The organism is Nocardioides jiangsuensis (assembly GCF_019679455.1).
Classification (GTDB): domain Bacteria; phylum Actinomycetota; class Actinomycetes; order Propionibacteriales; family Nocardioidaceae; genus Nocardioides_C; species Nocardioides_C jiangsuensis.
In genome coordinates this window covers 246,634-269,841 of sequence record NZ_JAIEZQ010000003.1, presented here as the reverse complement: position 1 = coordinate 269,841, position 23,208 = coordinate 246,634, and the positions used below count along the sequence as shown (strand labels likewise).

Annotated in this window: 24 protein-coding genes; 12 read left to right on the top strand and 12 right to left on the bottom strand. The window is 71.8% G+C overall.

Features of this window, described 5'->3' with window-relative positions:
• Nucleotide 1 precedes the first annotated feature (1 nt).
• The 4 genes from K1X13_RS17110 to clpS all read right to left on the bottom strand — a co-directional run bounded on the left by K1X13_RS17110 (nt 2) and on the right by clpS (nt 1,753).
• The gene (locus tag K1X13_RS17110) at nt 2-316 is read right to left on the bottom strand and encodes a MoaD family protein (RefSeq protein ID WP_221026354.1); all 315 of its coding nucleotides are present in this window, start codon (nt 314-316) and stop codon (nt 2-4) included.
• Entirely contained in the window at nt 316-753 is a 438-nt protein-coding gene (locus K1X13_RS17105; protein WP_221026353.1) for a M67 family metallopeptidase, read from the bottom strand. The genes K1X13_RS17110 and K1X13_RS17105 overlap by 1 nt, the downstream gene beginning before the upstream one ends.
• 96 nt (nt 754-849) lie before the next feature.
• On the bottom strand, nt 850-1,434 hold the full coding sequence (locus K1X13_RS17100; protein ID WP_221026352.1) for a DUF2017 domain-containing protein: 585 nt from the start codon (nt 1,432-1,434) through the stop codon (nt 850-852).
• 13 nt (nt 1,435-1,447) lie between these two features.
• Complete coding sequence (clpS, locus tag K1X13_RS17095; RefSeq protein WP_221026351.1) at nt 1,448-1,753, bottom strand: ATP-dependent Clp protease adapter ClpS; 306 nt, start codon at nt 1,751-1,753, stop codon at nt 1,448-1,450.
• Between the two features lie 28 nt (nt 1,754-1,781).
• Between clpS and K1X13_RS17090 the strand changes: the two genes are divergently transcribed.
• On the top strand, nt 1,782-3,083 hold the full coding sequence (locus K1X13_RS17090) for a nicotinate phosphoribosyltransferase (protein WP_308249613.1): 1,302 nt from the start codon (nt 1,782-1,784) through the stop codon (nt 3,081-3,083).
• A 50-nt stretch (nt 3,084-3,133) separates the two neighbouring features.
• Nucleotides 3,134-3,709: a nicotinamidase gene (locus tag K1X13_RS17085; protein WP_221026349.1), complete on the top strand. Its 576-nt coding sequence runs from the start codon at nt 3,134-3,136 to the stop codon at nt 3,707-3,709.
• A 24-nt stretch (nt 3,710-3,733) separates the two neighbouring features.
• Here K1X13_RS17085 and K1X13_RS17080 read toward each other — a convergent pair whose 3' ends face one another.
• Entirely contained in the window at nt 3,734-4,507 is a 774-nt protein-coding gene (locus K1X13_RS17080) for an enoyl-CoA hydratase (RefSeq protein WP_221026348.1), read from the bottom strand.
• 115 nt (nt 4,508-4,622) lie between these two features.
• The gene (locus K1X13_RS17075) at nt 4,623-6,449 is read right to left on the bottom strand and encodes a bifunctional metallophosphatase/5'-nucleotidase (protein ID WP_221026347.1); all 1,827 of its coding nucleotides are present in this window, start codon (nt 6,447-6,449) and stop codon (nt 4,623-4,625) included.
• A gap of 200 nt (nt 6,450-6,649) precedes the next feature.
• Between K1X13_RS17075 and K1X13_RS17070 the strand changes: the two genes are divergently transcribed.
• Both K1X13_RS17070 and K1X13_RS17065 read left to right on the top strand, forming a co-directional pair.
• Complete coding sequence (locus K1X13_RS17070; RefSeq protein WP_221026346.1) at nt 6,650-7,282, top strand: ArsR/SmtB family transcription factor; 633 nt, start codon at nt 6,650-6,652, stop codon at nt 7,280-7,282.
• Nucleotides 7,279-8,535 carry an MFS transporter gene (locus tag K1X13_RS17065; RefSeq protein WP_221026345.1) on the top strand — a complete coding sequence of 419 codons (1,257 nt, stop codon included), beginning with the start codon at nt 7,279-7,281 and terminating at the stop codon, nt 8,533-8,535. The genes K1X13_RS17070 and K1X13_RS17065 overlap by 4 nt, the downstream gene beginning before the upstream one ends.
• Before the next feature lie 25 nt (nt 8,536-8,560).
• Here K1X13_RS17065 and K1X13_RS17060 read toward each other — a convergent pair whose 3' ends face one another.
• Nucleotides 8,561-9,097, bottom strand: coding sequence for a DUF1697 domain-containing protein (locus K1X13_RS17060; protein WP_221026344.1), 537 nt, complete (start codon nt 9,095-9,097; stop codon nt 8,561-8,563).
• A 147-nt stretch (nt 9,098-9,244) separates the two neighbouring features.
• Here K1X13_RS17060 and K1X13_RS17055 point away from each other — a divergent pair, with 147 nt between their 5' ends.
• From K1X13_RS17055 to K1X13_RS17045, 3 genes are all read left to right on the top strand, one after another.
• Nucleotides 9,245-11,074, top strand: coding sequence for a glycerophosphodiester phosphodiesterase family protein (locus K1X13_RS17055; RefSeq protein WP_221026343.1), 1,830 nt, complete (start codon nt 9,245-9,247; stop codon nt 11,072-11,074).
• Between the two features lie 30 nt (nt 11,075-11,104).
• Nucleotides 11,105-12,013 carry a hypothetical protein gene (locus tag K1X13_RS17050; RefSeq protein ID WP_221026342.1) on the top strand — a complete coding sequence of 303 codons (909 nt, stop codon included), beginning with the start codon at nt 11,105-11,107 and terminating at the stop codon, nt 12,011-12,013.
• A 169-nt stretch (nt 12,014-12,182) separates the two neighbouring features.
• Nucleotides 12,183-13,670, top strand: coding sequence for an amino acid permease (locus tag K1X13_RS17045; RefSeq protein WP_221026341.1), 1,488 nt, complete (start codon nt 12,183-12,185; stop codon nt 13,668-13,670).
• Between the two features lie 43 nt (nt 13,671-13,713).
• Here K1X13_RS17045 and K1X13_RS17040 read toward each other — a convergent pair whose 3' ends face one another.
• Nucleotides 13,714-14,667 carry an anti-sigma factor RsbA family regulatory protein gene (locus tag K1X13_RS17040; RefSeq protein WP_221026340.1) on the bottom strand — a complete coding sequence of 318 codons (954 nt, stop codon included), beginning with the start codon at nt 14,665-14,667 and terminating at the stop codon, nt 13,714-13,716.
• 195 nt (nt 14,668-14,862) lie between these two features.
• On the opposite strand from K1X13_RS17040, the gene K1X13_RS17035 reads away from it, so the two are divergent.
• Genes K1X13_RS17035 through K1X13_RS17020 form a run of 4 tightly spaced genes read left to right on the top strand, consistent with a single transcriptional unit; the run spans nt 14,863 to nt 18,020 of the window.
• Complete coding sequence (locus K1X13_RS17035; RefSeq protein WP_221026339.1) at nt 14,863-15,663, top strand: basic amino acid ABC transporter substrate-binding protein; 801 nt, start codon at nt 14,863-14,865, stop codon at nt 15,661-15,663.
• 53 nt (nt 15,664-15,716) lie between these two features.
• Nucleotides 15,717-16,511, top strand: a complete 795-nt coding sequence (locus tag K1X13_RS17030; protein ID WP_221026338.1) for an amino acid ABC transporter permease — start codon at nt 15,717-15,719, stop codon at nt 16,509-16,511.
• The gene (locus K1X13_RS17025; RefSeq protein ID WP_221026337.1) at nt 16,511-17,266 is read left to right on the top strand and encodes an amino acid ABC transporter ATP-binding protein; all 756 of its coding nucleotides are present in this window, start codon (nt 16,511-16,513) and stop codon (nt 17,264-17,266) included. The genes K1X13_RS17030 and K1X13_RS17025 overlap by 1 nt, the downstream gene beginning before the upstream one ends.
• A 25-nt stretch (nt 17,267-17,291) precedes the next feature.
• Nucleotides 17,292-18,020, top strand: coding sequence for a glutamine amidotransferase (locus K1X13_RS17020; RefSeq protein WP_221026336.1), 729 nt, complete (start codon nt 17,292-17,294; stop codon nt 18,018-18,020).
• On the opposite strand, the gene K1X13_RS17015 is transcribed toward K1X13_RS17020, so the two are convergent.
• Together K1X13_RS17015 and hppD are read right to left on the bottom strand one after the other, a co-directional pair.
• On the bottom strand, nt 18,011-18,730 hold the full coding sequence (locus tag K1X13_RS17015; protein WP_221026335.1) for an RDD family protein: 720 nt from the start codon (nt 18,728-18,730) through the stop codon (nt 18,011-18,013). The genes K1X13_RS17020 and K1X13_RS17015 overlap by 10 nt on opposite strands.
• Before the next feature lie 159 nt (nt 18,731-18,889).
• A complete protein-coding gene (gene hppD / locus K1X13_RS17010) occupies nt 18,890-20,098 on the bottom strand; it encodes a 4-hydroxyphenylpyruvate dioxygenase (RefSeq protein ID WP_221026334.1) in 1,209 nt (402 codons plus the stop codon).
• Between the two features lie 81 nt (nt 20,099-20,179).
• Between hppD and K1X13_RS17005 the strand changes: the two genes are divergently transcribed.
• Nucleotides 20,180-20,683 carry an Lrp/AsnC family transcriptional regulator gene (locus tag K1X13_RS17005; RefSeq protein ID WP_308249612.1) on the top strand — a complete coding sequence of 168 codons (504 nt, stop codon included), beginning with the start codon at nt 20,180-20,182 and terminating at the stop codon, nt 20,681-20,683.
• 40 nt (nt 20,684-20,723) lie between these two features.
• Here K1X13_RS17005 and K1X13_RS17000 read toward each other — a convergent pair whose 3' ends face one another.
• Complete coding sequence (locus tag K1X13_RS17000; protein WP_221026332.1) at nt 20,724-21,377, bottom strand: IclR family transcriptional regulator; 654 nt, start codon at nt 21,375-21,377, stop codon at nt 20,724-20,726.
• A 13-nt stretch (nt 21,378-21,390) separates the two neighbouring features.
• The gene (locus K1X13_RS16995) at nt 21,391-23,070 is read right to left on the bottom strand and encodes a DEAD/DEAH box helicase (protein WP_372450715.1); all 1,680 of its coding nucleotides are present in this window, start codon (nt 23,068-23,070) and stop codon (nt 21,391-21,393) included.
• Between the last annotated feature and the right edge of the window lie 138 nt (nt 23,071-23,208).

Here is a 23,208-nt window from a genome sequence, read left to right as displayed (position 1 = left end):
GTCAGATGTTCGCGGTGCTCGCCCACTCGACGTGGGTGAGACCACAGCCACCGGCCACCGCCGGGAGCACCACGACCTGGTCGCCGTCGGCGACGGAGGTGCCGAGCCCGCCGGTGAAGCGGACGTCCTCGTCGTTGACGTAGACGTTGACGAAGCGGCGAAGGTCGGTGCCCTCGATCAGCCGCTCCTTGATCCCGGGGTGGTTCGACTCGAGGTCGTCGATGACCTCCGAGAGCGTGGCGCCCTCACCGGACACGGCCTTCTCGCCGCCGGTGTAGGTGCGCAGGATCGTCGGGATGCGTACCTCGATAGCCATCAGGCCTTGCTCCTCAGCTCGTCGGTGACCGTGACCTCTTCCTCGGTCACGGCGCCGTCAATGATTCTGTAAGACCTAAACTCCACAGGCCCGTCGCTATTCCCGTGCTCGCGTGTGGACACCAACACATAGTGCGCGTTGGGCTCCGACGCCAGGCCGATGTCGGTGCGCGACGGGTACGCCTCGGTCGCGGTGTGCGAGTGGTAGACCACCACCGGCTCCTCGTCGCGCTCGTCCATCTCCTTGTAGAGCGCGAGCAGGTCGCTGGGGTCGAACTCGTAGAACGTGGGCGAGCGGGCAGCGTTGACCATCGGGACGAACCGCTCGGGGTGGTCCGAGCCCTCGGGGCCGGCGACGACACCACAGGCCTCGTCGGGGTGGTCCTTCTTGGCGTGGGCGACGATCGCGTCGTACGTCGCTCGGTCGATCTTCAGCACGGGACGAGCGTAGGCGGACGTCGTACGGCGGCCCCACCGGCCGGCTCTCCGTCCGGATGCTAAGACACGCGGCGGCCCGGCCCCGGAGGACCCTGCTCAGACCCAGAGGGCCCGGACCAGCGTCTCCTGGAGGTAGCCGACCCACTCGTAGATGTCGTGCACGTGCACGCGGGGGTCCTCCTCGGGCAGGGACTCCCAGTAGTCCTCGTCGCCCTCCTCGATCCCGAGCCGGGTGGCGAGGGCGAGGCGGATGTCGGTGAAGGAGCGCAACCAGGCGTTCGCCTGGCCGGGGTCGAGCTCCACGTCGATCCAGAGGCCGTCCTCCTCGAGCTCCGGCGGGAGGCCCGCCTCCTCGAGCATGTCGATCATCAGCACCGCGTTGCGGGCCTTGCCGTCGCGCAAGGTGCCCTCGGTGAAGCGGCGGAACTCCCCGGCCGCCTCCTCGTCGTGCTGGTAGGCCGTCGGGAAGAGCCGCGCGAGCACCGGGTCCTCGGGCTCGGTGGTGGGCCCGGAGAAGTCGAGCATCGCCTCGAGCGGGTCGCTGGCCCGGGGGGCGGCCGCCTCGTTGCGCAGCAGCTCCACCAGCTGCGAGGCCAGGGACCTCAGCAGGTCGGCCTCGAAACCGGAGAACGTGGCCACCACGTCCTGCGAGCCGCCGTGGCGGACGAAACCCTCGCTCACACCCTCACCTTCGTCATTCGGTCGCCTTCTCCATGGTCGCCCAGAGGCCGTACTCGTGCATCGCCTGGACGTCGCGCTCCATCTCCTCGCGAGAGCCGGTGGAGACCACGGACTTCCCGTCCTCGTGCACCTCGAGCATCAGCTTCTCGGCCTTCTTGCGCGGGTAGCCGAAGTAGGTCTGGAACACGTAGGTGACGTACGACATCAGGTTGACCGGGTCGTTCCACACGATGGTGACCCAGGGCCGCGCGACGCTCGTGACCTCATCGGACTCGGGCTGCTCGATCTCGACGGGCATGGGTGCTGACACGCGCTTCATCCTAGGGCCTCGCCCTAGGCTGTCCGACGTGACGACATCGACAGCGTTGCTGACCGACCACTACGAGCTGACCATGGTCCAGGCCGCCCTCCGCGCGGGCACGGCCAACCGCCGGTCGGTGTTCGAGCTCTTCCCCCGCCGGCTCCCCGAGGGCCGCCGGTACGGCGTCGTGGGCGGGGTCGGGCGGGCGCTCGACGCCTTCGAGCGGTTCCGTTTCGACGACGAGGTGCTCGGCGTCCTGAGCGAGCACGACGTGGTGGACGAGACCACTCTGGAGTGGCTGGCGAACTACCGGTTCAGCGGGGACATCTGGGGCTACCCCGAGGGCGAGACCTACTTCCCCTACTCGCCGCTGATGATCGTCGAGTCGACCTTCGCCGAGGCCGTGCTGCTCGAGACGCTGCTCCTGTCGGTCCTCAACCACGACTCGGCGATCGCCTCCGCGGCGTCGCGGATGACGTGGGCCGCGAACGGCCGCCCGTGCATCGAGATGGGCTCCCGGCGCACCCACGAGGAGGCCGCGGTCGCCTCCGCCCGCGCGGCGTACGTCGCCGGCTTCGCCACCACCTCGAACCTCGCCGCCCGCCAGCGGTACGGCGTACCGACCGCCGGCACCAGCGCGCACAGCTTCACCCTGCTGCACGACACCGAGCGTGACGCGTTCACCGCGCAGGTGAACTCCCTCGGCAAGGGCACCAGCCTGCTCGTGGACACCTACGACATCACCGAGGCGGTGTCGCTCGCGGTGGAGATCGCCGGGCCCGATCTCGGCGCGGTCCGCATCGACTCCGGCGACCTCGGCATGCTCGCCCAGCAGGTCCGCACCCAGCTCGACGGCCTGGGCGCCACGCACACCCGGATCATCGTCACCTCCGACCTCGACGAGCACGCGATCGCCGCGCTGGCGGCCGCCCCCGTCGACGGGTACGGCGTCGGGACGTCGCTGGTCACCGGCAGCGGCCACCCGACCTGCGGGTTCGTCTACAAGCTCGTGGCCCGCGCCGAGACCGACGACCCGGACGGCGAGCTGGTCAGCGTCGCGAAGAAGAGCACCGGCAAGATCTCCATCGGGGGCCGGAAGTACGCCCTGCGGCGGCGCAACGCACGCGGCGTGGCCGAGGCCGAGGTGGTGGGCATCGGGGAGCCCCCGGAGAACGACGGGGACGACCGGCCGCTGCTGGTGCCGCTGGTGCGCGCCGGGGAGGTCGTGGGTCGTGAGGACCTCGACACCATCCGGGCCCGGCACCTCGCCTCCCGGGACGAGCTGCCGATGCGGGCCCGCCAGCTCTCCCGCGGCGAGCCGGTGATCCCGACCGAGCACGTCGACTGACCGGGGCGCGGCCGAGTGACCGCGCCCCGCCCTCCCGCTAGCCTCGGAGCATGAAGCGAGCGCTGATCGTCGTCGATGTCCAGAACGACTTCTGCGAGGGAGGCAGCCTCCCCGTCGCCGGCGGCGCCGAGGTGGCGTTCCGGATCGGCCGGCTACTCCACGAGTGGACCGAGCAGGGCCCCAAGTCGCCCGACTACGCCGTGGCGGTGGCCACCCGCGACCACCACATCGACCCCGGCGGGCACTTCTCCGACCGGCCCGACTTCGTGGACAGCTGGCCGGTGCACTGCGTGGTGGGCACCGACGGCGCGGCCTTCCACCCGAACCTCGACCCGCAGCCGTTCAACGCGATCTTCCTCAAGGGCGAGCACGCCGCCGCCTACTCCGGCTTCGAGGGACGCACCACCGACGGCGACAGCCTGGCCGACTGGCTGCGCAAGCACGAGGTGACCGACGTGGACGTGTGCGGGATCGCCACCGACTACTGCGTGCGGGCGACCGCCCTGGACGCGGTGAGCAGCGGCTTCTCGGTGCGGCTGCTGACCGACCTGTGCGCCGGTGTCGCCGAGGCGTCCTCCGCCTCGGCGGTGGAGGAGCTGCGCACGGCCGGGACCGTCATCGCCTGACCGAGCGCGAGGAACCGCCCGGGCTCACTCGCCGGTGAAGCGCGGCGCCCGGCGCTCCCCGAAGGCGCGCATCCCCTCCGCCGCGTCGTCGGTGCGCAGCAGCACCGTCTGCCCCGACCGCTCGCGCTCGAGCGCCACCTCCAGCCCGGGCAGGCCGGCCTGGTTCACGGCCTTCTTCGTCGCGGCGTAGGCCAGCGGCGGCCCGGCCGCGAGTGCGCGTACGACGTCCGCCGCGACCTCCGCGAGCTCGTCGTCCGGCGCCAGGTGGCTCACCAGCCCGGCGTCGTACGCCGCGCGGGCCCCCAGCGCCTCGCCGAGCAGCGCCATCCGCATGGCCCGGGCCCGACCCACCGAGGCCGCGACCGTGGCCGTGGCCCCGCCGTCGGGCATCAGCCCGATCCGGGAGAACGCGAGCACGAACCGCGCGGACTCGACCGCCACGACCAGGTCGCAGGCCAGCGCGATCGAGCAGCCCACACCGGCGGCGACCCCGGGGACCACGGCCACGCACGGCTTCGGCAGCGCGACCAGCGCGCGGACGATCCGGTTCGCCCGGTCCAGGCTGGTGCCGTCGAGGTCGCGCCGCGGCTGGGCTCCCCCGAGGTCGGCGCCGGAGCAGAACGCCTCCCCACGGCCGGAGAGCACCACGACGCGGACCTCGTCGCGCGCGGTCGCCTCCTCCACCTCCTGCGCGAGCCGGTCGGCCATGTCCGCGGTGAGCGCGTTGAGCCGTTCCGGCCGGTCGAGGGTGATCCGGAGCGCGCCGTCGCGCGTACTGACGTCGAGGCCTTCGGTCATGGCGCGACCCTAGCCGCCGCGCGCTCCCCCGGACGGCCGGGAGACGCACGAGGGGCGGCACGCCGTCCGGCGCACCACCCCTCGGGCTCGCACGTCCCCGTGCCGGTCGGTCGGGTCAGCTGATCGTGACCGGCTGACCGCCGGAGACCAGCTGCCAGTCCTTCGAGGCGAACACGGTCGCGTCGACGACGCCGTTGGCGGTGACCCAGTCGATGATCAGCTGCCGGATCTCCACCTGCCGGTTGTAGAGCACCGGGGCGGTCTTCACGTGCGGGAAGTTGCCGCCGCCGGACTGGCGGTAGTTGTTGATCGCCATCGCGAACTCCTGGGTGTCCACGATCGGGGCGCCGGCGTACCGCAGGTTCGCGATCCGCGACCCCGCCGGCTGCGCGATGTCGACGTCGTAGGTCAGCGGCGCGTCCAGGCCGGCCACGATGTCGTAGTTGTAGTCGGGCGTGCCGTTCGGCGCCGAGGCGGTGACCGCGTTGGTGACGTCCTTCATCGCGAAGGGCCCGGTGCCGCTGACCTGCTTGTAGTAGACGGCCGAGAACTCCAGGTAGTCCCGGATCTGCGCGCCGGTCACCTTCACCGCCACCAGGGTGTTGTCGAAGACGTACAGCCCCGCCACGTCGCGGACGGTGACCTCGCCCTCCGGGATCGCGGCGTCGCGGTTGAACGGCGCAGCGATGCTGACCACGGGCAGAGCGGCGTCGGCGGTGCCCGCGAGCGCCTGCTTCACCGCGTCGGCCTGCACGTAGTTGACGAAGTCGATGGCCGCGACGTCCTCCACGACGGCCCGGGAGGCGGACATCGCCTGGGCCGAGGTGCCGATCACCGAGTTGACGTAGTCGACGACGATGTCGTGCTGCTTCTGCAGCGCGTCGACCACGGCGGGGTCCTCGTCGACGGTGTTGGAGTTGAGCACCTGGGCGCTGACGCCGCGCAGCCTCCACTTCTTCTCGACGAGGGTCAGGTCGAGGTCGATCACCGACAGCCGCATGCCCCACTTGAGAGGCTCGGTGAGCAGGACCTGCTCACCGGTGGCCTCGTTGGTGACCCAGCGCTCCACGATCTCCTTGTGGGCGTGGCCGACGAGGATCGCATCGATGCCGGGCACCTGCTGCGCGACCAGGGTGGCGGCGTTCTCGGGGTAGGGCAGCGCGTCGCCGTACGACGAGGAGGTGTCCGCGCCGGAGTGCGCCGACACGACCACGATGTCCGCGCCGGCCTTGCGCAGCCGCGGGACGAAGATCTTCGCCTGCTCGACGAGGCCGGGGAACTCCATGCGGCCCTCGACGTTGGCCCTGTCCCAGATCGCGATGCCGGGGTTGGTCAGGCCGAGCACGCCGACCTTGACCACCTTGCCGTCGGGCATGGTGAACGACTTGATGAAGTACGGCGGGAAGGCGGGGAGCTTCGTCGCGGCGTCGACGGCGTTCGCGCCGAGCAGCGGGAAGTCGAGCTGCTCCTGGAAGACCCGGAGCGTGTCGATGCCGTAGTTGAACTCGTGGTTGCCGAGCGCCGCGGCGTCGTAGCCGATGATGTTCATCGCCTCGGCCATCGGGTGCACGGACGCGCCGTCGGTGATCGGGTCGATCCGCGCGTAGTAGTAGGCCAGCGGGGTGCCCTGGATGGTGTCGCCGGCGTCGATCAGCATCACGTTGGCGGCGCCGCGCTCCTCGCGGATCGCGCTGACCAGCGTGGAGACCTTGGCCAGGCCGATGTCGTTGCCGGCGCTGTCGCGGTAGTCGCGGTTGGCGAAGTAGTCCCAGTTCATGACGTTGCCGTGCAGGTCGGTGGTGCCGAGCACGGTGATCGTCGCGGTGGGGCGGGTCTTGGGCCCGGGGCCCTGGGCCGCGGCCGCGCCGGGGACGAAGCCGACGGCGGCGAGCGCCGCGGCCCCGGTGAGAACGGTCCGGCGAGTCGGTGCGAGCTCGGACAAGAGGGTCTCCCTGTGTCGGATGGGGACGGCACGGTCTGCGCCGGGGTCTTTGTATCCCGCAGACAGCCGGCTCCTCAAGGTTTTCGACCAAGAACATCCCGGTCCGTCGGGTAAAACTCTCCAAGATCTCTTTGACAGTCGATGACGGGCGCCCCATACTCCAAAAGAAGTCTTTGACGGTCACGAACGGGGGAACCGCCGTGGAGGCAGGTCACCAGCAGGCACAGGTCTCGGCCATGCGGGCGCTCGCGCACCCGGTCCGGCTGCGGATCCTCTCCCTGCTCACCGGCACCGCGATGAGCGCCTCCGAGGTGGCCCGCGAGCTCGGCATCACGCAGGCCAACGCGTCGTACCACCTCCGCCAGCTCGTCGCCGCGCACGAGCTCGTCGAGGCCGGTGAGGAGAAGATCCGGGGCGGGGTCGCCAAGCGGTACCGGCACCCGTGGGAGCGGGCCGAGCAGCACCCCCACGGAGCGGGCGCCGGGCGCGACCACTACCTGCGGGCGCTCGGCGAGGAGCTGGTACGGCGCGACCGGACGCGCGCGCCGGGCACCCGGAACATCACCACCGACGCCGAGATGTGGGTCTCCCCGCAGGTCCGCGACGAGGTCCTCGAGCTCGTCACCCGGGCCGCGAGGCTGATCCACGCCGAGGCGCAGCCTCCCCGGACCCCGGGCACCGTGCACGTCAACCTCACCGCGGCCGTCTTCGAGATGGCCGACGCGCCGCCCGACGCCGGCGAGCCCGGCGAGCCCGCGCCCGCGAGGCCCGACCAGGCCGACGCCCACCAGCCCGACGCCGACCGGCCCGACCAGGCGGAGACCGACCGATGAACCTCGCCGACGCCCTCACCCCGCTCCGCGACCGGCGGTTCGCCTGGTACTACGCCGGCCGGGTGATCTCGGTGACCGGCTCGATGATGGTCCCGGTCGCGCTCGCCTTCGCGGTGCTCGACATCGACGACTCCCCCAGCGCCCTCGGCATGGTGCTCGCGGCGCAGAGCGTGCCGCTGGTGGTCTTCCTGCTCGTCGGCGGCGTCGTCGCGGACCGCTTCTCCCGCTCGCTGGTCATGCAGCTCTCACACCTCCTCTCCGCGCTGACCCAGGGAGCGGTGGCCGCGCTGGTGATCACCGGCACCGCCGAGCTGTGGATGGTGATCGTGCTCGAGGTCCTCAACGGGACCGTGCTGGCGTTCACCTTCCCGGCGATGAACGGCGTCGTCCCCCAGGTGGTCCCGCGCACCCACCTGCAGCAGGCCAACGCCCTGCTGTCCTTCTCGCGCGCGGGCCTGGCGATCATCGGCCCGACCGTCGCCGCGCTGCTCGTGGTGAGCGTCGGCCCGGGCTGGGCGCTGGCCATCGACTCGCTCACGTGGCTCGTGGCGGCCGGGTGCATGGCGAAGGTGGCCATCCCCTCCAGGACGCGCGACGCCGACGCGGCCCCGCCGAGCATGATCCGGGAGCTGCGCGAGGGCTGGGGCGCCTTCACCGAGCACACCTGGTTGTGGCTGATCGTGCTCGCGTTCGGGCTGGGCAACGCGATCCACGCCGGCGCCTGGTACACCCTCGGCCCCGCCCTGGCCAAGGACACCATCGGCGAGGCCGGCTGGGGGCTCGTGCTCTCCGCGGAGGCCGCGGGCATCCTGCTCACCACCGTGCTCATGCTCCGGGTCCGGCTGCGCTACCCGCTGCGCACCGGAATGCTCGGCGTCTGCTGCTTCGCGGCCCCCTGCCTGATGCTGGGACTCAACCCGCAGGTCTGGCCCCTGGTGCTGATGGCGTTCGTCGCCGGTGCGGGGATGGAGATCTTCGGCATCGGCTGGAACACCGCGATGCACGAGAACATCGACGAGAAGGTGCTCTCCCGCGTCTCGTCGTACGACGCCCTCGGCTCGTTCGTGGCGATCCCGGTCGGCCAGCTCACGTTCGGCCCGCTCGCCGCCGCGTTCGGCACCCGGGACGTGCTGGTGGTCGCGGGCGTGCTCTACGCCGCGATCGCGCTCGCCACCCTGCTGTCGAGGTCGGTACGGCGGCTCGAGCGAGCCGACCACGCCACGGAGCCGGAGGTCGTGCCCGCGGCCGGGTAGCGGCCGGCGCCGGCGCGACCGGGGGTCACTCCCCCCAGCGCTCGGCCAGGGTGGCGACCACCTTCAGGTCCCGGGTGGTGGCCACGCCGAGCGACCGCTCGAACCGCGCGTTGCTGAATTTTGCCTCGTGCGAGGACTTGGTCAGCCACACGTGCACCGCCCGGCCGACGACCCTGGCCCGCTCGCCGTCGTAGTCCCAGGCGTCGATCGGACCGACCGCGCCCTCGGGCGGGTCGGACTTGAGGAAGGTGACGTAGCGCCGCGGCTCCCCCGGCAACGGGGAGGGCAGCGCCATCGCGTCGTCGTACACCCGGCGCAGCTCCGCCGGGGTGAGCACGATCGCCGGCACATCGAAGCCGCAGCCCGCCGCGAGGGCTTGCTCGACGTGCTGCTCCACCTTGCTCCGCGACCGCAACGACGTCGTGAACCGGACGTTGCCGGTCTGGATGTAGGTCTCCACGTCGCGCAGGCCGGAGTCCGCGAGGCAGGTGCGCAGGTCGGCCATCTTGTACATCCGCGCACCGACGTTGATCGCGCGGAGAAGGGTCACGAAGGTCGGCATACCGCCCAGTCTGCCGCAGCCGCACGGGCGTGACGCGGTCCGGAGACGCGTGGCGCGGCCCGGGCCGCGGCACTGTCCCCGTGCGGTCCACCCGCCGCTCAGCCACCGGTCACCTCCCGTTCCCCGGGCCGGGGTCGGATGGGGCACATGCGCACATCCCGGACCTCCCGACCCACCTGGCTCGCCGGCCTCGCCGCGGCCGCACTCACCCTCGCGGTGGCTCCACCCGCCCCGCCGGCCCAGGCAGCCGCCGCGCCGGCCCGCGACTTCGACCTGCAGGCCCACCGCGGGGGCATCGGCCTCACGGTGGAGAGCACGCTGCCCGCCTTCGCGCAGGCCCTCGAGCTCGGGGTGACGACCCTCGAGCTGGACACCCAGATCACCGAGGACGGCGTCGCCGTGGTCACCCATGACCGCAAGGTGAGCGGAGCGAAGTGCCTCGACACCGCTCCCGCCACGGCGGGCGACCCGGAGTGGCCCTACGTCGGCAGGTACGTCAACACGCTCACCCTGGTCCAGGTGCGCACGCTCGACTGCGGCAGCCAGCGGCAGGAGCGGTTCCCGGAGCAGGAGCTCTCCCCCGGCGAGCGGATGCCGACGCTGCCCCAGGTGTTCGACCTCGTGCAGCGGTACGACGCCGACGACGTGGTGCTCAACGTCGAGACCAAGGTGGAGGCGGGCGCGCCCAGCGAGACCGCACCTCGCGAGCAGTTCGTCCAGGTCGTCGCCTCGGACATCCGCGAGGCCGGCATGGTCGACCAGGTCACCGTCCAGAGCTTCGACTGGGGCTCGCTGATGCGGATGCGGGAGGTCGAGCCCCGCCTGCCGCTCGTCGCGCTCACGAACTACAACTTCCTCCAGGTGGACCAGCCGGGTGCCTCGCCGTGGCTTGGCGGCATCGACATCGACGACTTCGACGACGACCTCGTGGCCGCCGCGGACTCGTTCGGCGCGTCCGCGATCTCGCCGGTGCACGGCTTCCCGCAGGACGGGACCGTCGGCGACCCGTCGTACCGCCCCTACGTCACCGAGCAGATGGTGGACCGCGCGCACGCCGCCGGCCTCGGGGTCGTCCCCTGGACCGTCGACGACAGGCCCACGATGGCGGCTCTGATGGACGCCGGGGTCGACGGCCTGATCACCGACTACCCCGACCGGCTGCGCGACCTGATGGCCGACCGCGGCCTGCGGCTTCCCCGTGCCTACCAGGCGCCGCGTGGCTCGGCGGTTCGGCCGCTCGACCGCGCCCACGCTCACAACGACTACGAGCACGCGCGGCCGCTGCACGACGCGCTCGCGCACGGGTTCACCAGCGTCGAGGCCGACGTCTGGCTCGTCGACAGCGAGCTGCTCGTCGCCCACGACCGGGAGGACGTCGACCCGGGCAGGACGCTCGAGTCGCTCTACCTTCGCCCCCTCGCCGACCGCGTCCGCTCCGAGGGCGGCGCGGTCTACCGCGGCTGGGACGGGAGCCTCCAGCTGCTCGTCGACGTCAAGAGCGAGGCCGTGCCGACCTATCGGGCGGTCAGCCGGGAGCTGCGCGAGTACCCGCGGCTGCTGACCTCGTTCGTCGAGGACCGGGTCCACCAGCGGCCGGTCACGGCGGTGATCAGCGGCAACCGCGACCTGCCGCTGATGCAGTCCCAGCGGGTCCGCCACGCCGGGTACGACGGCCGGCTGTCCGACCTCGGCGGCGGCCTGTCCGCCACCGAGATGCCACTGGTCAGCGACAACTGGAGCCGGCACTTCACCTGGCAGGGGGTCGGCCCGTTCCCCGACGCCGAGCGGGCGAGGCTGCACGACCTCGTGGACCGCGCCCACGAGGCCGGCTACCGGGTCCGCTTCTGGGCCACCCCCGACGTCGCCTCGCCGGCCCGCGACGCGGTGTGGCGTGAGCTGCTCGCGGCCGACGTGGACCACATCAACACCGACGACCTGGCCGGACTCCAGGCGTTCCTGCTGGCGTTCGACCGGTAGCCCGGAGCGGCTCGCGTTAGGGTCGGCGACGTGGACGCCTCCGCCATCCCCGCGCCGTACCGGCGCCTCGTCGACGACGCCGCGATCTTCCCGCCGGGCGACGCCCCGCTGCCCGAGGCGGTCGCCGCGCACCGCCGGCACCGCTCCTCGGCGCACGCGGACCTGGTCGGCGGCTTCGTCGTCGGCGACGCCCGGCTGCCGGAGCTGCTCGAGGTGCTCCGGTCCGACGATGCCGCCGGGGCCGCCGGGGAGCCGCTGGAGGTCAGCGTCGTGGTCAGCGGCGGCGCCGGCGCGATGGAGCCCGCGGTCCGGTGGAGCGCCTCCCCCGAGCTGCGCCTGGTGGGCCTGGAGATCGCCCTGCGCGACGAGGCCGACCTGGCCCACAACGCCCGCCGGGTGGTGACCGCCGCCGACCAGCTCGTGGCGAGCGGCCACCTGGAGGACGACGTCCCGGTGTACGTCGAGCCGCCGCGGCTGTACGGCGCCGAACCCGGCCACACGTGGCTCGCGGCCCTCGACGAGCTCGCCGCGATGGACCTGCGGCTGAAGCTGCGCACCGGCGGGCTCGACCCGGACGCCTTCCCCGGCTCCGCCGAGCTCGCCACCTGCATCGAGGCCGCCCTGGACCGCGAGCTGGCCTTCAAGTGCACCGCCGGGCTGCACCACGCCCTGCGGCACCGTGCTTCGGACACCGGGTTCGAGCACCACGGCTTCCTCAACGTCCTGCTCGCCACGCGGGCCAGCCTCGACGGCGCCGGCCCCGAGGCGGTGGCGGCGACCCTCGAGGAGCGCGACGCCGCGGCCGTCCGCGCCGCGCTGGACGAGGCGGGGCCGGACGCGCTGGCCTCGGCGCGGCGCTGGTTCACGTCGTTCGGGTCGTGCAGCGTCCACGAGCCTCTGGAGGACCTGGCCACGCTCGGCCTGCTGCCGGACGACTGAGCCCCGGCCGCACGGCCGGACCGGGGCCACCGCCCGGCGGCCCCGGCCGACGCACGGCCCGACCGGGGCGACCGCCCGGCGTGACCGACGTCCCGGGTGATCTTCGCCTCCCCGCCACTGGGCGGACAGCGTGATTACCACCCCCGCGGCGGTGGGTAACTTCGCGGGCGTGAACCTCACCCGCACGAAGTCCGTCGACGACATCCTCGCCCACTCCGAGGAGCCCACCGAGCACGCCGCGGAGGCCGCTCCCGGCCAGGCGGGCCCCGGGCACCTGCGCAAGCGCCTGGGCCCGTTCGACCTGATGGGCTTCGGCATCGGGATCGTGATCGGCACCGGCATCTTCACGCTCACCGGGGTCGCCGCGAAGGAGTCCGCCGGGCCGGGAGTGGTGCTCTCCTTCGCCCTCGCCGGGGCGGTCAGCCTGCTCGCGGCGCTCTGCTACGCCGAGCTCTCCTCGGCGGTGCCGACCGCCGGGTCGGCGTACACCTACGCCTACGCCACGATCGGCGAGGTCTTCGCCTGGATCATCGGCTGGGACCTGATCCTGGAGTTCGCGCTCGGCGCCGCCGTGGTGGCCCGCGGCTGGTCGGGCTATCTCGCCGAGCTGTTCGACGGGCTGCCCGCGACCCTGTTCGGGGAGACCGCGCCGTTCAACCTCGGCGCGCTGGTCGTGGTGCTGGTGCTCGGCGTGGTCGCCTACGTCGGCATCCGCGAGTCCAAGTGGGTCACGAACTTCCTGGTCGTGGTGAAGGTGCTGGTCTGCCTCTTCGTCATCGTCGCCGGCGCCTTCTTCGTCACCGCCCGGAACTGGACCCCGTTCGTCCCGGAGGCCACCGAGCCGGCCGAGACCACCAGCGGCCTCACCCAGCCGCTGTGGCAGGCGCTGGTCGGCGTCGAGCCGTCGGTGTACGGGATGGCCGGCGTGCTGTCCGCCGCGGCGATCGTGTTCTTCTCCTACACCGGCTTCGAGGCGGTGGCCAACCTCGGCGAGGAGACCCGCAACCCGCGCCGCGACCTCCCGCTCGGCCTGCTCGGCACGCTCGGCATCTGCACGCTGCTCTACGTGGGCGTCTCCGCGGTGCTCACCGGCATGGTGCACTACAGCGAGATCAACGAAGGCGCCCCGATCTCGGCGGCCTTCGAGACCGTCGGCCTCGGCTGGGCGGCGATCCTGGTCGGCGTCGCCGCGATCGCCGGCCTCACCTCGGTGATCCTCGTCGACATCGTCGCGATGGGCCGGATCGGCTTCGCGATGGCCCGCGACGGCCTGCTGCCGGCCCGCCTGGCCAAGGTGCACCCGCAGTTCGGGACGCCGAGCGCGATCACCCTGGCCACCGTCGCGTTCGTCGGGCTGCTCGCGGCGTTCGTCCCGCTCGACGCGCTCGCGGAGATGGTCAGCATCGGGACGCTGTTCGCGTTCACGATCGTGTCGATCGCGGTACCGATCCTGCGCCGCACCCGCCCCGACCTGCACCGGCCGTTCCGCACCCCGCTCTCGCCGGTGCTGCCGATCCTGTCCGCGGTGCTGTGCGTGGCGCTGATGGGCAACCTGTCGATCGAGACCTGGCTGCGGTTCGTGGTGTGGCTGCTGATCGGCTTCGTCATCTACTTCGCGTACGGCGCCCGCTCCTCACGCGTCGCGCGCCGGAGCTGACCCGGCCGGGACCGAGGCGGCGCTCCGGGGCGACGCCCCCGCGTCAGCGCCAGGCGAAGATCCGGACCTCGGTGCCCTCGACCCCCGAGCGGACCTGCACCAGGTCGCACAGCTGGTTGGCCATCCACACGCCGCGGCCGTTCTCGGCGAGCCCGGTGATCAGGTCGCGCCCGACCAGCGGGTCGTCGATCCGGCCCGGGTCGCGGACGTTCACGACGAACGCGCCCGACTCGGTCCACGCGGTCAGCGTCCCGCCACCCGCGCCGTGCACCACGCTGTTGGTGGCGAGCTCGTGGGCGGCGAGCACCATGTCGTCGGACGCCCCGGTGCTCAGCCCCGCCTGGTCGCTGAGGCGGCCCACGACGCTGCGCAGGCCGGCGAGGTCCTCGCCCGAGAAGTGGAAGACGTCCGCGTCCGCCGGCGGCGCGGACAGCGGCTGGGCGAACCACGTCCGGGCGCTGTCGGGCCCGGGGCCGTCGACCGCCGGCAGGTCGAGGCCGGCCAGCTCGTGGCGCACCGGGTGGGTGCGCAGCGCGTCCTCGATCACCGGGCCGGGCAGCGCGGAGACGTCGTACGGGCAGAGCAGCCGCCACGGCGGACCCTCGTCGAAGGCCGTGTTGAGCAGCATCTCGTGCAGGAGCGCCTCGTCGAGCTCGGCCTGGCGCCGTCCGGACCACACCGGCTCGCCGACGCCACGCACCGGCCCCTCGCCCGCGGAGTCCAGGAAGCTGCGCCACTCCGGGATGATCCGGGCGGGGTTGGCCCCGAGCTCCGCCATGTCGACGAAGCCGACCCGCGCGGCATCCGCGCCGAGCGCCTCACGGAAGGCGGCGAGCCGGTCCGGCAGCAGCGCCACCAGCACCGGCTCGCCCAGCGCGACCCCCTCGCGCACGAACGGCAGCAGCGTCTCGACGAGACCGTCGAGCCCCCGGTAGAACGCGACCTCGTGCCGGAACCTGTCCGTGGCACGACTCTCGGCGTACGACACTGAACCCACTGCTACCGCTTCCTTCATCCCCCGGCCCCGTCTCACTCATCCCCCCGGTGCACGACCTCCCGGAGGAGGTCGCCTACCAGCATGCATCCGGGCACCGACGAAAAGAAGGGTTGTTGCGCCGACGACGGCTTCGTGAAATGCCGTTCCACGTGGCGGTTTGCCCCATCGCGGCCGCCGCGGGCTAGGGTGCACGCCATGAGCAGACGTGTGATGAAGACCCTGACCACCACTGCCGTCGCCGCCCTCGCCCTCGCCGGGTGCGCCACGGACACCGAGACGACGCAGACCGAGAGCGGCGCCAACATCGTCAAGGAGGGCAACCTCACGGTCTGCACGCACCTCCCGTACGAGCCCTTCCAGTACAAGGAGAGCGGCGAGATCGTCGGCTTCGACGTGGACCTGATGGACCTCGTCGCCAAGGACCTCGGGCTGAAGCAGTCGATCGTGAACACCCCGTTCGAGACGATCGAGACCGGGCAGGCCATGAACACCGGCAAGTGCGACATTGCCGCGGCCGGCATGACCATCACCGAGGAGCGGGCCGAGGTCATGGACTTCTCCGACCCCTACTTCGACGCCACCCAGGCGCTGCTGGTCAAGAAGGGCGCCGGTTACGACTCGCTCGACGCGCTGTCCGGCAAGACCCTGGGCGTGCAGATCGGCACCACCGGCGAGCAGTACGCCAAGGACAACGCCCCCGAGGACGTCGAGCTCAAGGTCTTCGAGGACCTCGCGCTGCTCACCACGGCGGTCAAGAGCGGCAGCATCGACGCCGGCATCAACGACAACAGCGTGCTCTACGACTACGTCGACCAGAACCCGGACACCGAGGTCTCCACCGAGTTCGACACCGGTGAGCAGTACGGCTTCGCGGTCGCCAAGGACAAGAACGACGAGCTGCTCAAGTCGGTCAACGACGTGCTCGCCTCGGCCAAGGACGACGGCACGTACGACGAGCTGTTCAAGAAGTACTTCCCGAACGCTCCCGCCAGCTGAGAACGCCGTACGGCGTCCCGAATCCCCGTCGACACCTGCCCGAGGAGTTCTCCATGGCGATGAGCCCACGTCGACGTGCCCGCGTGATCCGCTGGGTGCAGTACGCCGTGCTGGTGGTGGCCGTCGCGGCCTTCCTGGTCTTCGCGGACCTCGCCACGCTGCGCGACGTCTTCTTCGACCGCGAGGTCTTCGCCGAGATGTGGCCCGACGTCATCGTCGTCGCGCTGCGCAACACGCTGATCTACACCGCGTGCGGCTTCACCTTCGGCCTCCTGCTCGGACTGGTCCTCGCGCTGATGCGGCTGTCCTCGGTCGGGCCGTACCGCTGGCTGGCGACCGGGTTCATCGAGTTCTTCCGCGGCGTGCCGGCGCTGGTCGTCTTCATCGCGCTCGGCACCGGCGTGCCGCTGGCCTTCCCCGGGAGGGAGATCCCCGGCGGCACGCTGGGCATCGCCACCCTGGCGCTCGGCCTGGTCGGCGCCGCCTACATGGCGGAGACGATCCGGGCGGGCATCCAGGCGGTGCCGAAGGGGCAGACCGAGGCCGCCCGCTCGCTGGGCATGCCGGCCAGCCGGGCGATGCGGTCGATCGTGATCCCCCAGGCGTTCCGGATCGTGCTGCCACCGCTGACCAACGAGCTGATCCTGCTCACCAAGGACTCCTCGCTGGTCTACCTGCTCGGGTACACCACCGCAACGCTCGAGCTGGCGGCGTTCGGCCGCGAGGTGCTCAACCAGGAGAAGAACCTGACTCCCCTGGTCGGCATCGCGATCTGCTACCTCCTGATCACCGTCCCGCTCTCCATCGTCGTACGACGGATGGAGTCCCGCGCAGAGAAGGCACGCTGATGACCGAGCCGCAGCCCAGGACGGGCGTCCCCGCGATCGACGTCCAGAACCTGCACAAGTACTTCGGCGACAACGAGGTGCTCAAGGGGATCGACTTCCACGTCGACAACAGCGACGTGGTCTGCGTGATCGGCCCCTCGGGGTCCGGCAAGTCCACGCTGCTGCGCTGCGTGAACCGGCTCGAGGAGCCCACGTCGGGCAAGATCTTCGTCGAGGGCATCGAGATCACCGACCCCGACGTGGACGTCGACAAGGTCCGCACCCGGATCGGCATGGTCTTCCAGTCGTTCAACCTGTTCCCGCACCTGAGCGTGATGCGCAACCTCACCATCGCCCAGCAGCGGGTCAAGAAGCGCGGCAAGGACGAGGCGGTCGAGGTCGCCCGGAAGAACCTCCAGAAGGTCGGCCTCAGCGAGAAGGAGGACGCCTTCCCCGCGCACCTCTCGGGCGGCCAGCAGCAGCGGGTCGCGATCGCGCGGGCGCTGTCGATGGACCCCGACATGATGCTCTTCGACGAGCCCACCAGCGCGCTCGACCCGGAGCTCGTGGGCGACGTGCTCGGCGTCATGAAGGACCTCGCCACCGAGGGCATGACGATGATGGTCGTCACCCACGAGATGGGCTTCGCCCGCGAGGTCGGCGACAAGCTGGTCTTCATGGACGGTGGGGTCATCCTCGAGGAGGGCGACCCGACCGAGGTGCTCGCCAACCCGCGTCACGAGCGCACCCAGTCCTTCCTGTCCAAGGTGCTCTGAGCGGGTACCCGCTTACGATCGCCCCGTGAGGCCCTTCCTGCTGCTGTCCTCGCGCGCCGAGGACGAGGCCGCGGACGACGAGTACGCCGCGTTCCTGCGGATCACGGGGCTCGCGCCCGAGGAGCTGCACCGGGTCCGGATGGAGGCGGCGCCGCTCCCCCGGATCGACCTGGACGACTACGCCGGCGTCTTCGTGGGCGGGAGCCCGTTCAACTCCAGCGACCCGCCGCGGCTGAAGTCGCCGGTGCAGCACCGGGTCGAGGCCGAGCTGCGGCCGCTGCTCGACGAGATCGTCGCGCGCGACTTCCCGTTCCTCGGCGCCTGCTACGGGATCGGCACGCTCGGCCTCCACCAGGGCGGCACGATCGACCGCACCTACGGGGAGCCCGTGGGCGCCGTACCGGTGCGGCTCACCTCCGCCGGCCTCGACGACCCGGTCCTGGCCGGGATGCCGGCGGAGTTCGAGGCGTTCGTGGGGCACAAGGAGGCCTGCCGGGTCCTGCCGCCCCACGCGGTGCTGCTCGCGGACTCCCCCGCCTGCCCGGTGCAGATGTTCCGGATCAAGCAGAACCTCTACGCCACCCAGTTCCACCCCGAGCTCGACCAGGGCGGGATCCTCACCCGGGTCCGGGTCTACCGGCACGCCGGGTACTTCGCCCCCGAGGAGTACGACGAGCTCGTCGAGCGGCTGACCGTCACGCTGGTCACCGAGCCGGGCCGGATCCTGGCGAACTTCACCGCCCGCTACGCCTGACGCCGGCTCAGCACCACGTTGGTCCGGGCCAGCTTGTCGTGCAGCGCCTGGTTCTTGTCGTCCCACAGCGGCCACAGGTAGTTCAGCAGCAGGAGCAGGCCGAGCGCTCCCGACAGCACGGGGTTGTCGCCGGCGAGCAGCATCACGTTCACGGCGGCGTAACGGATGATCATCGTCGACCACGGCAGCGGGCCCGGGGTGTCCCGGCGGCGCAGCCGCAGTCCGGCGACCATCTTGCCGGGGGTGGCCTGCTTCCAGTGCCAGAAGCCGAGCGTGTAGGCGGCGGACACCGCGAACAGGGCGACCTGCATCAGCAGCCCCGGCACCGTGAAGGCGCGCATGAGCGCGGGGTCCTCCACCGGGGTGCCGGTCTCGAAGGACCGGGTGCTCGCCCGGTACCACGCCGCGAGGTCGTCCCACTGCCAGAGGAAGAACGGCAGCGCGACCAGGATCGTCACCGGCAGCAGGAACAGGAAGTCGAGCAGGCTGGCCGCCACGCGCGACCACCAGCCGGCCAGCGGCTCACCGTCGGGCGTGGTGGGCTGCATCCGCGCGCCGGGCGGGGCGTACGCCGGCCCGGCGGCGACGTGCTCGGTCCACCCGGTCCCGTCCCAGTAGCGCTGCCCCTGCAGCACGGGGGCGGGCTCGCCGTACGGGCCGGGCTGTCCGGACGCGGGGTCGGGGTACCAGCCGGCGGGGATCTGCGTCATGGCGCAGATGTTCGCACGACGAGCGGCGCACTCCCCGCGGAACGACGGAAATGCGACCTACCCGACACAACAGCACAGGTGTGCCGTTGCGACACGGACCCGCGGGGGGAACGTGTCACTACGGCACACCTGTGCGGTTCGGACCGCGGGCAAAGCGGCCTACAGGTTTCCCCTGGCCTCCTGCTCGCGCTCGATCGCCTCGAACAGCGCCTTGAAGTTGCCCTTGCCGAAGCCGAGCGATCCGTGCCGCTCGATGAACTCGTAGAACACGGTCGGCCGGTCACCCATCGGCTTGGTGAAGATCTGCAGCAGGTAGCCGTCCTCGTCGCGGTCCACGAGGATCCGGCGCTTCTTCAGCTCCTCGATCGGCACCCGCACCTTGCCGATCCGCTCCCGCAGCTCCGGGTCGTCGTAGTAGGAGTCCGGGGTGTCGAGGAACTCGATGCCGTTGTCGCGCAGGATGTCGACGCTGCGCAGGATGTCGTTGGTGGCGAGCGCGATGTGCTGGCAGCCCGCGCCGTCGTAGAACTCGAGGTACTCGTCGATCTGCGACTTGCGCTTGGCCACGGCCGGCTCGTTGAGCGGGAACTTCACCCGGTGGTTGCCGCTCGCGACGACCTTGCTCATCAGCGCGGAGTAGTCGGTGGCGATGTCGTCGCCGATGAACTCCGCCATGTTCGTGAAGCCCATGACCTTGTTGTAGAACTCGACCCACTCGTCCATCCGGCCGAGCTCGACGTTGCCGACGCAGTGGTCGATCGCCTGGAAGAGGCGCCGGGGGTGACCCTCGCCGCGGGTCACGGTGGTGGTCCGCGCCACGTAGCCGGGGAGGTACGGGCCGTCGTAACGAGAGCGGTCCACGAGCGTGTGGCGGGTCTCGCCGTACGCCGCGATCGCCGCGACGCGCACCGTGCCGTGCTCGTCGGTGACGTCGTGCGGCTCCTCGAGGATCGTCGCGCCGACCGCACGGGCGTGGTCGATGCACCGGTCGACGTCGGGGACCTCGAGGGCGAGGTCGACCACGCCGTCGCCGTGCTTGCGGTGGTGGTCGAGCACCGGGCTGTCCGGGGTCACGCCGCCGGTGAAGACGAACCGGGCCGAGCCCGAGCGGAGCACGTAGCTCTTGGAGTCACGGCAGCCGGTCTCCGGGCCGCGGTAGGCCTCGAGGTCCATGCCCAGGGCGAGCTGGTAGAAGTTCGCGGTCTGGGTCGCGTTGCCCACCACGAAGCCGACCGAGTCCATCGCGGTGACCGGGAACGGGTCCTTGCTGGCGTCGTACTCCACGAGCCCGACGAGCTGCTGCAGCTGCTCGAGCGTGAGATCGGCCTTGAGCTCTTCTTGGGTCAGGGGGTTCGAGGGTGCAGTCATGCCCGCAGCATGGTCGGCGCAGACATTGTGTGCAACAGTACGTCGAACCAGTACACAACTTGTACACCGAGAGGACGGATCGTGGACGAGCTGGACGCCACATTGCTCCGCCTCTTCTCCGCCGAGCCCCGGATCGGCGTGCTCGAGGCGTCCCGGCGGCTCGGCGTCGCCCGCGGCACCGTCCAGGCCCGGCTCGACAAGCTCTCTCGTGCGGGGGTGACCGCCGGGTGGGGGCCGGTGCTCGACCCGGAGGCGCTGGGCTACCCGGTGACCGCGTTCCTCACCCTGGAGATCCGGCAGGGGTCGGGCCACGAGACGATCGCCCGGCACCTGTCCACGATCCCCGAGGTGCTCGAGGCGTACACGATCACCGGCGCCGGCGACATGTGGTGCCGCGTGGTGGCCCGCTCCAACGCCGACCTCCAGCGGGTGATCGACGCGGTGCTCTCGGACTCCGGCATCGTGCGCTCGTCCACGGTGATCGCGCTGGACACGCAGATCCGGCACCGGGTGCTGCCGCTGCTCGACGCCGCAGTGGCCCGCGACCACGAGCCTGACGCCTCCTCCCCCGCGAACCGGAGCTGACCGCCCGGCCGGCCGGGTCGGGTGGGGCCGGCCGGCTGCGTCAGGTGAGCCGTCTGGCGACCTCCTCGGCGGCGGCCCGGACGCGCGGGCCGACCTTAGCAACGTCGAGGTCGCCCAGGGTCACGATGCCCACGGACGCCTCGAGGCCCTCCACCCCGAGCACGGGCGCGGCCAGCCCGCGGGCCCCCGGCTGGAGCTCGCCGACCGTCTGCACCACCGCCTCCTCTCCGGGGCCGTCGACCGCGGCGAGCCCCCTGCCCCGCAGGATCGCCCGTCCGGCGGCCCCCTGGTCGAGGGGGTGGCGGGCGCCGACCCGGTAGGCGACGTGGAAGTCGGTCCAGCTCGGCTCCACCACCGCGATCGCGAGCGCCTCTCCCCCGTCGGCGACGGTCAGGTGCGCGGTGGCGCCGAGCTCCTCGGCGAGCGTGCGCAGCACGGGCGCGGCCAGCTCGCGCAGCACCGGCTGCAGGCCGCGGGCCAGCGAGAGCACGCCGAGCCCGACGTGCAGCTTGCCGGCCGTGTCGCGGCGGGCCAGGCCGTGCTGCTCCAGGGTCGCGACGAGCCGGTAGACCACGGTGCGGTTCACGTCGACCGCCGCGGCGAGCTCGGTGACGCTCAGCCCGCCGGGCGAGTGCGCCAGCACGTCGAGGACGCGCAGCCCACGGTCGAGGGTCTGCGAGGTCTCGGCTGCCATGCGCCGAGGATACTCAGGAGCTCTTGCGCGCCGCCCAGTCCCGGATCCGTTCGATCCGGGTGGAGAGCTGGTCCGCGGTGGCCACGGCCGCCGCCGGCCCCCCGCACTCGCGCCGCAGCGCCGCGTGGGTGACGCCGTGCGGCTGGCCGGTGCGGTGGTTCCACGCGGCCACCAGCCCGTTCAGCTCGCGGCGCAGCACCGCGAGCTGCTCGTGCGTGGACACGTCGCGCACCACGTCCTCGGGCGTGGAAAAGGTACGGCGCTGCTGCCGGGCCCGCTCGCTCTGCCGGTGGTGGAGCAGGTCGCGCACCTGGTCGGCCTCGAGCAGCCCGGGGATGCCGAGGAAGTCCATCTCCTCCTCCGAGCCGACCTGCACCTCCCCGGAGTGGCCGAACTCGCCGCCGTCGTACAGCACCCGGTCGAAGACTGCCTGCGACCCGAGCGCCTGGAACGGCATCAGCGCCTCGTCGGCGCTCGCCGCCTCCGACGCCTGCGCCTGGTTGAGCAGGTCCTCCTCGGCGGCGAAGATGTCGCCCTCGTCGCTGACCTTGCGCTTGAGCACGTGGTCGCGCTGCACCTCCATCTCGGAGGCGAAGCCGAGCAGGTTCGGCACCGACGGCAGGAACACCGACGCGGTCTCGCCGCGCTTGCGGGCACGCACGAAACGGCCGACCGCCTGCGCGAAGAACAGCGGGGTGGACACGGTGGTGGCGTAGACACCGACGGCGAGCCGTGGCACGTCGACGCCCTCGGAGACCATCCGCACCGCGACCATCCACCGCTCGTCGCTCTCGGCGAACGTGGCGATCCGCTTCGACGCGGCCTTCTCGTCCGACAGCACGACCGTCGGCCGGTCGCCGGTGATCGTCTTGAGCAGCGCGGCGTAGGCGCGGGCCGAGTCCTGGTCGGAGGCGATCACCAGGCCGCCGGCGTCGGGCACGTGCCGGCGCACCTCGGCGAGCCGTTTGTCGGCCGCGGCGAGCACCGACGGCATCCACGAGCCACCCGGGTCGAGCGCGGTGCGCAGCGCGTGCGCGGTCATGTCCTTGGTGAGCGGCTCGCCCAGCCGGGCGGCGACCTCGTCCCCGGCGCGGGTGCGCCACTGCATCTCGCCGCTGTAGGCCATGAACAGCACCGGGCGGACGACGTGGTCGGCCAGCGCGTGCGCGTAGCCGTACGTGTAGTCCGCGACGCTCTTCGGCACGCCCTCCTCGTCGGGCGCGTAGGTGACGAACGGGATCGGGTTGATGTCGGACCGGAACGGCGTACCGGTCAGCGCCAGCCGGCGGGCGGCGGGCTCGAAGGCCTCGCGCACCGCCTCGCCCCAGGAGAGCGCGTCACCGGCGTGGTGCACTTCGTCGAGGATCACGAGGGTCTTGAAGCGCTCGGTGCGGATCCGGTGCGCCAGGGCGTTCACCGCGACCCCGGCGTAGGTGACCGCCACCCCGACGTAGTCCTTGCTCGTGGGGCCCTTCCGGCCGGAGTACGTCGGGTCGATGGGGATGCCCGCGCGGGCGGCGGCGTCGGCCCACTGGGTCTTCAGGTGCTCGGTCGGCGCCACCACGGTGATCCGGTCGATCACGCGCCGGGAGAGCAGCTCGGCGGCGACGGTCAGCGCGAAGGTGGTCTTGCCGGCCCCGGGGGTCGCCACCGCGAGGAAGTCGCGGGGGTTCTCGGAGAAGTACCGCTCCATCGCGCCGGCCTGCCAGGCACGCAGCTTCGTGGCGGTGCCCCAGGCGGCGCGGTCGGGGTAGGCGGGGGGTAGCTCGTTCGGAGGCGCAGGGATGTTCGCAGAGGTCACGAACTTCCTTCCAGGTGCAGGTGCGGGTGG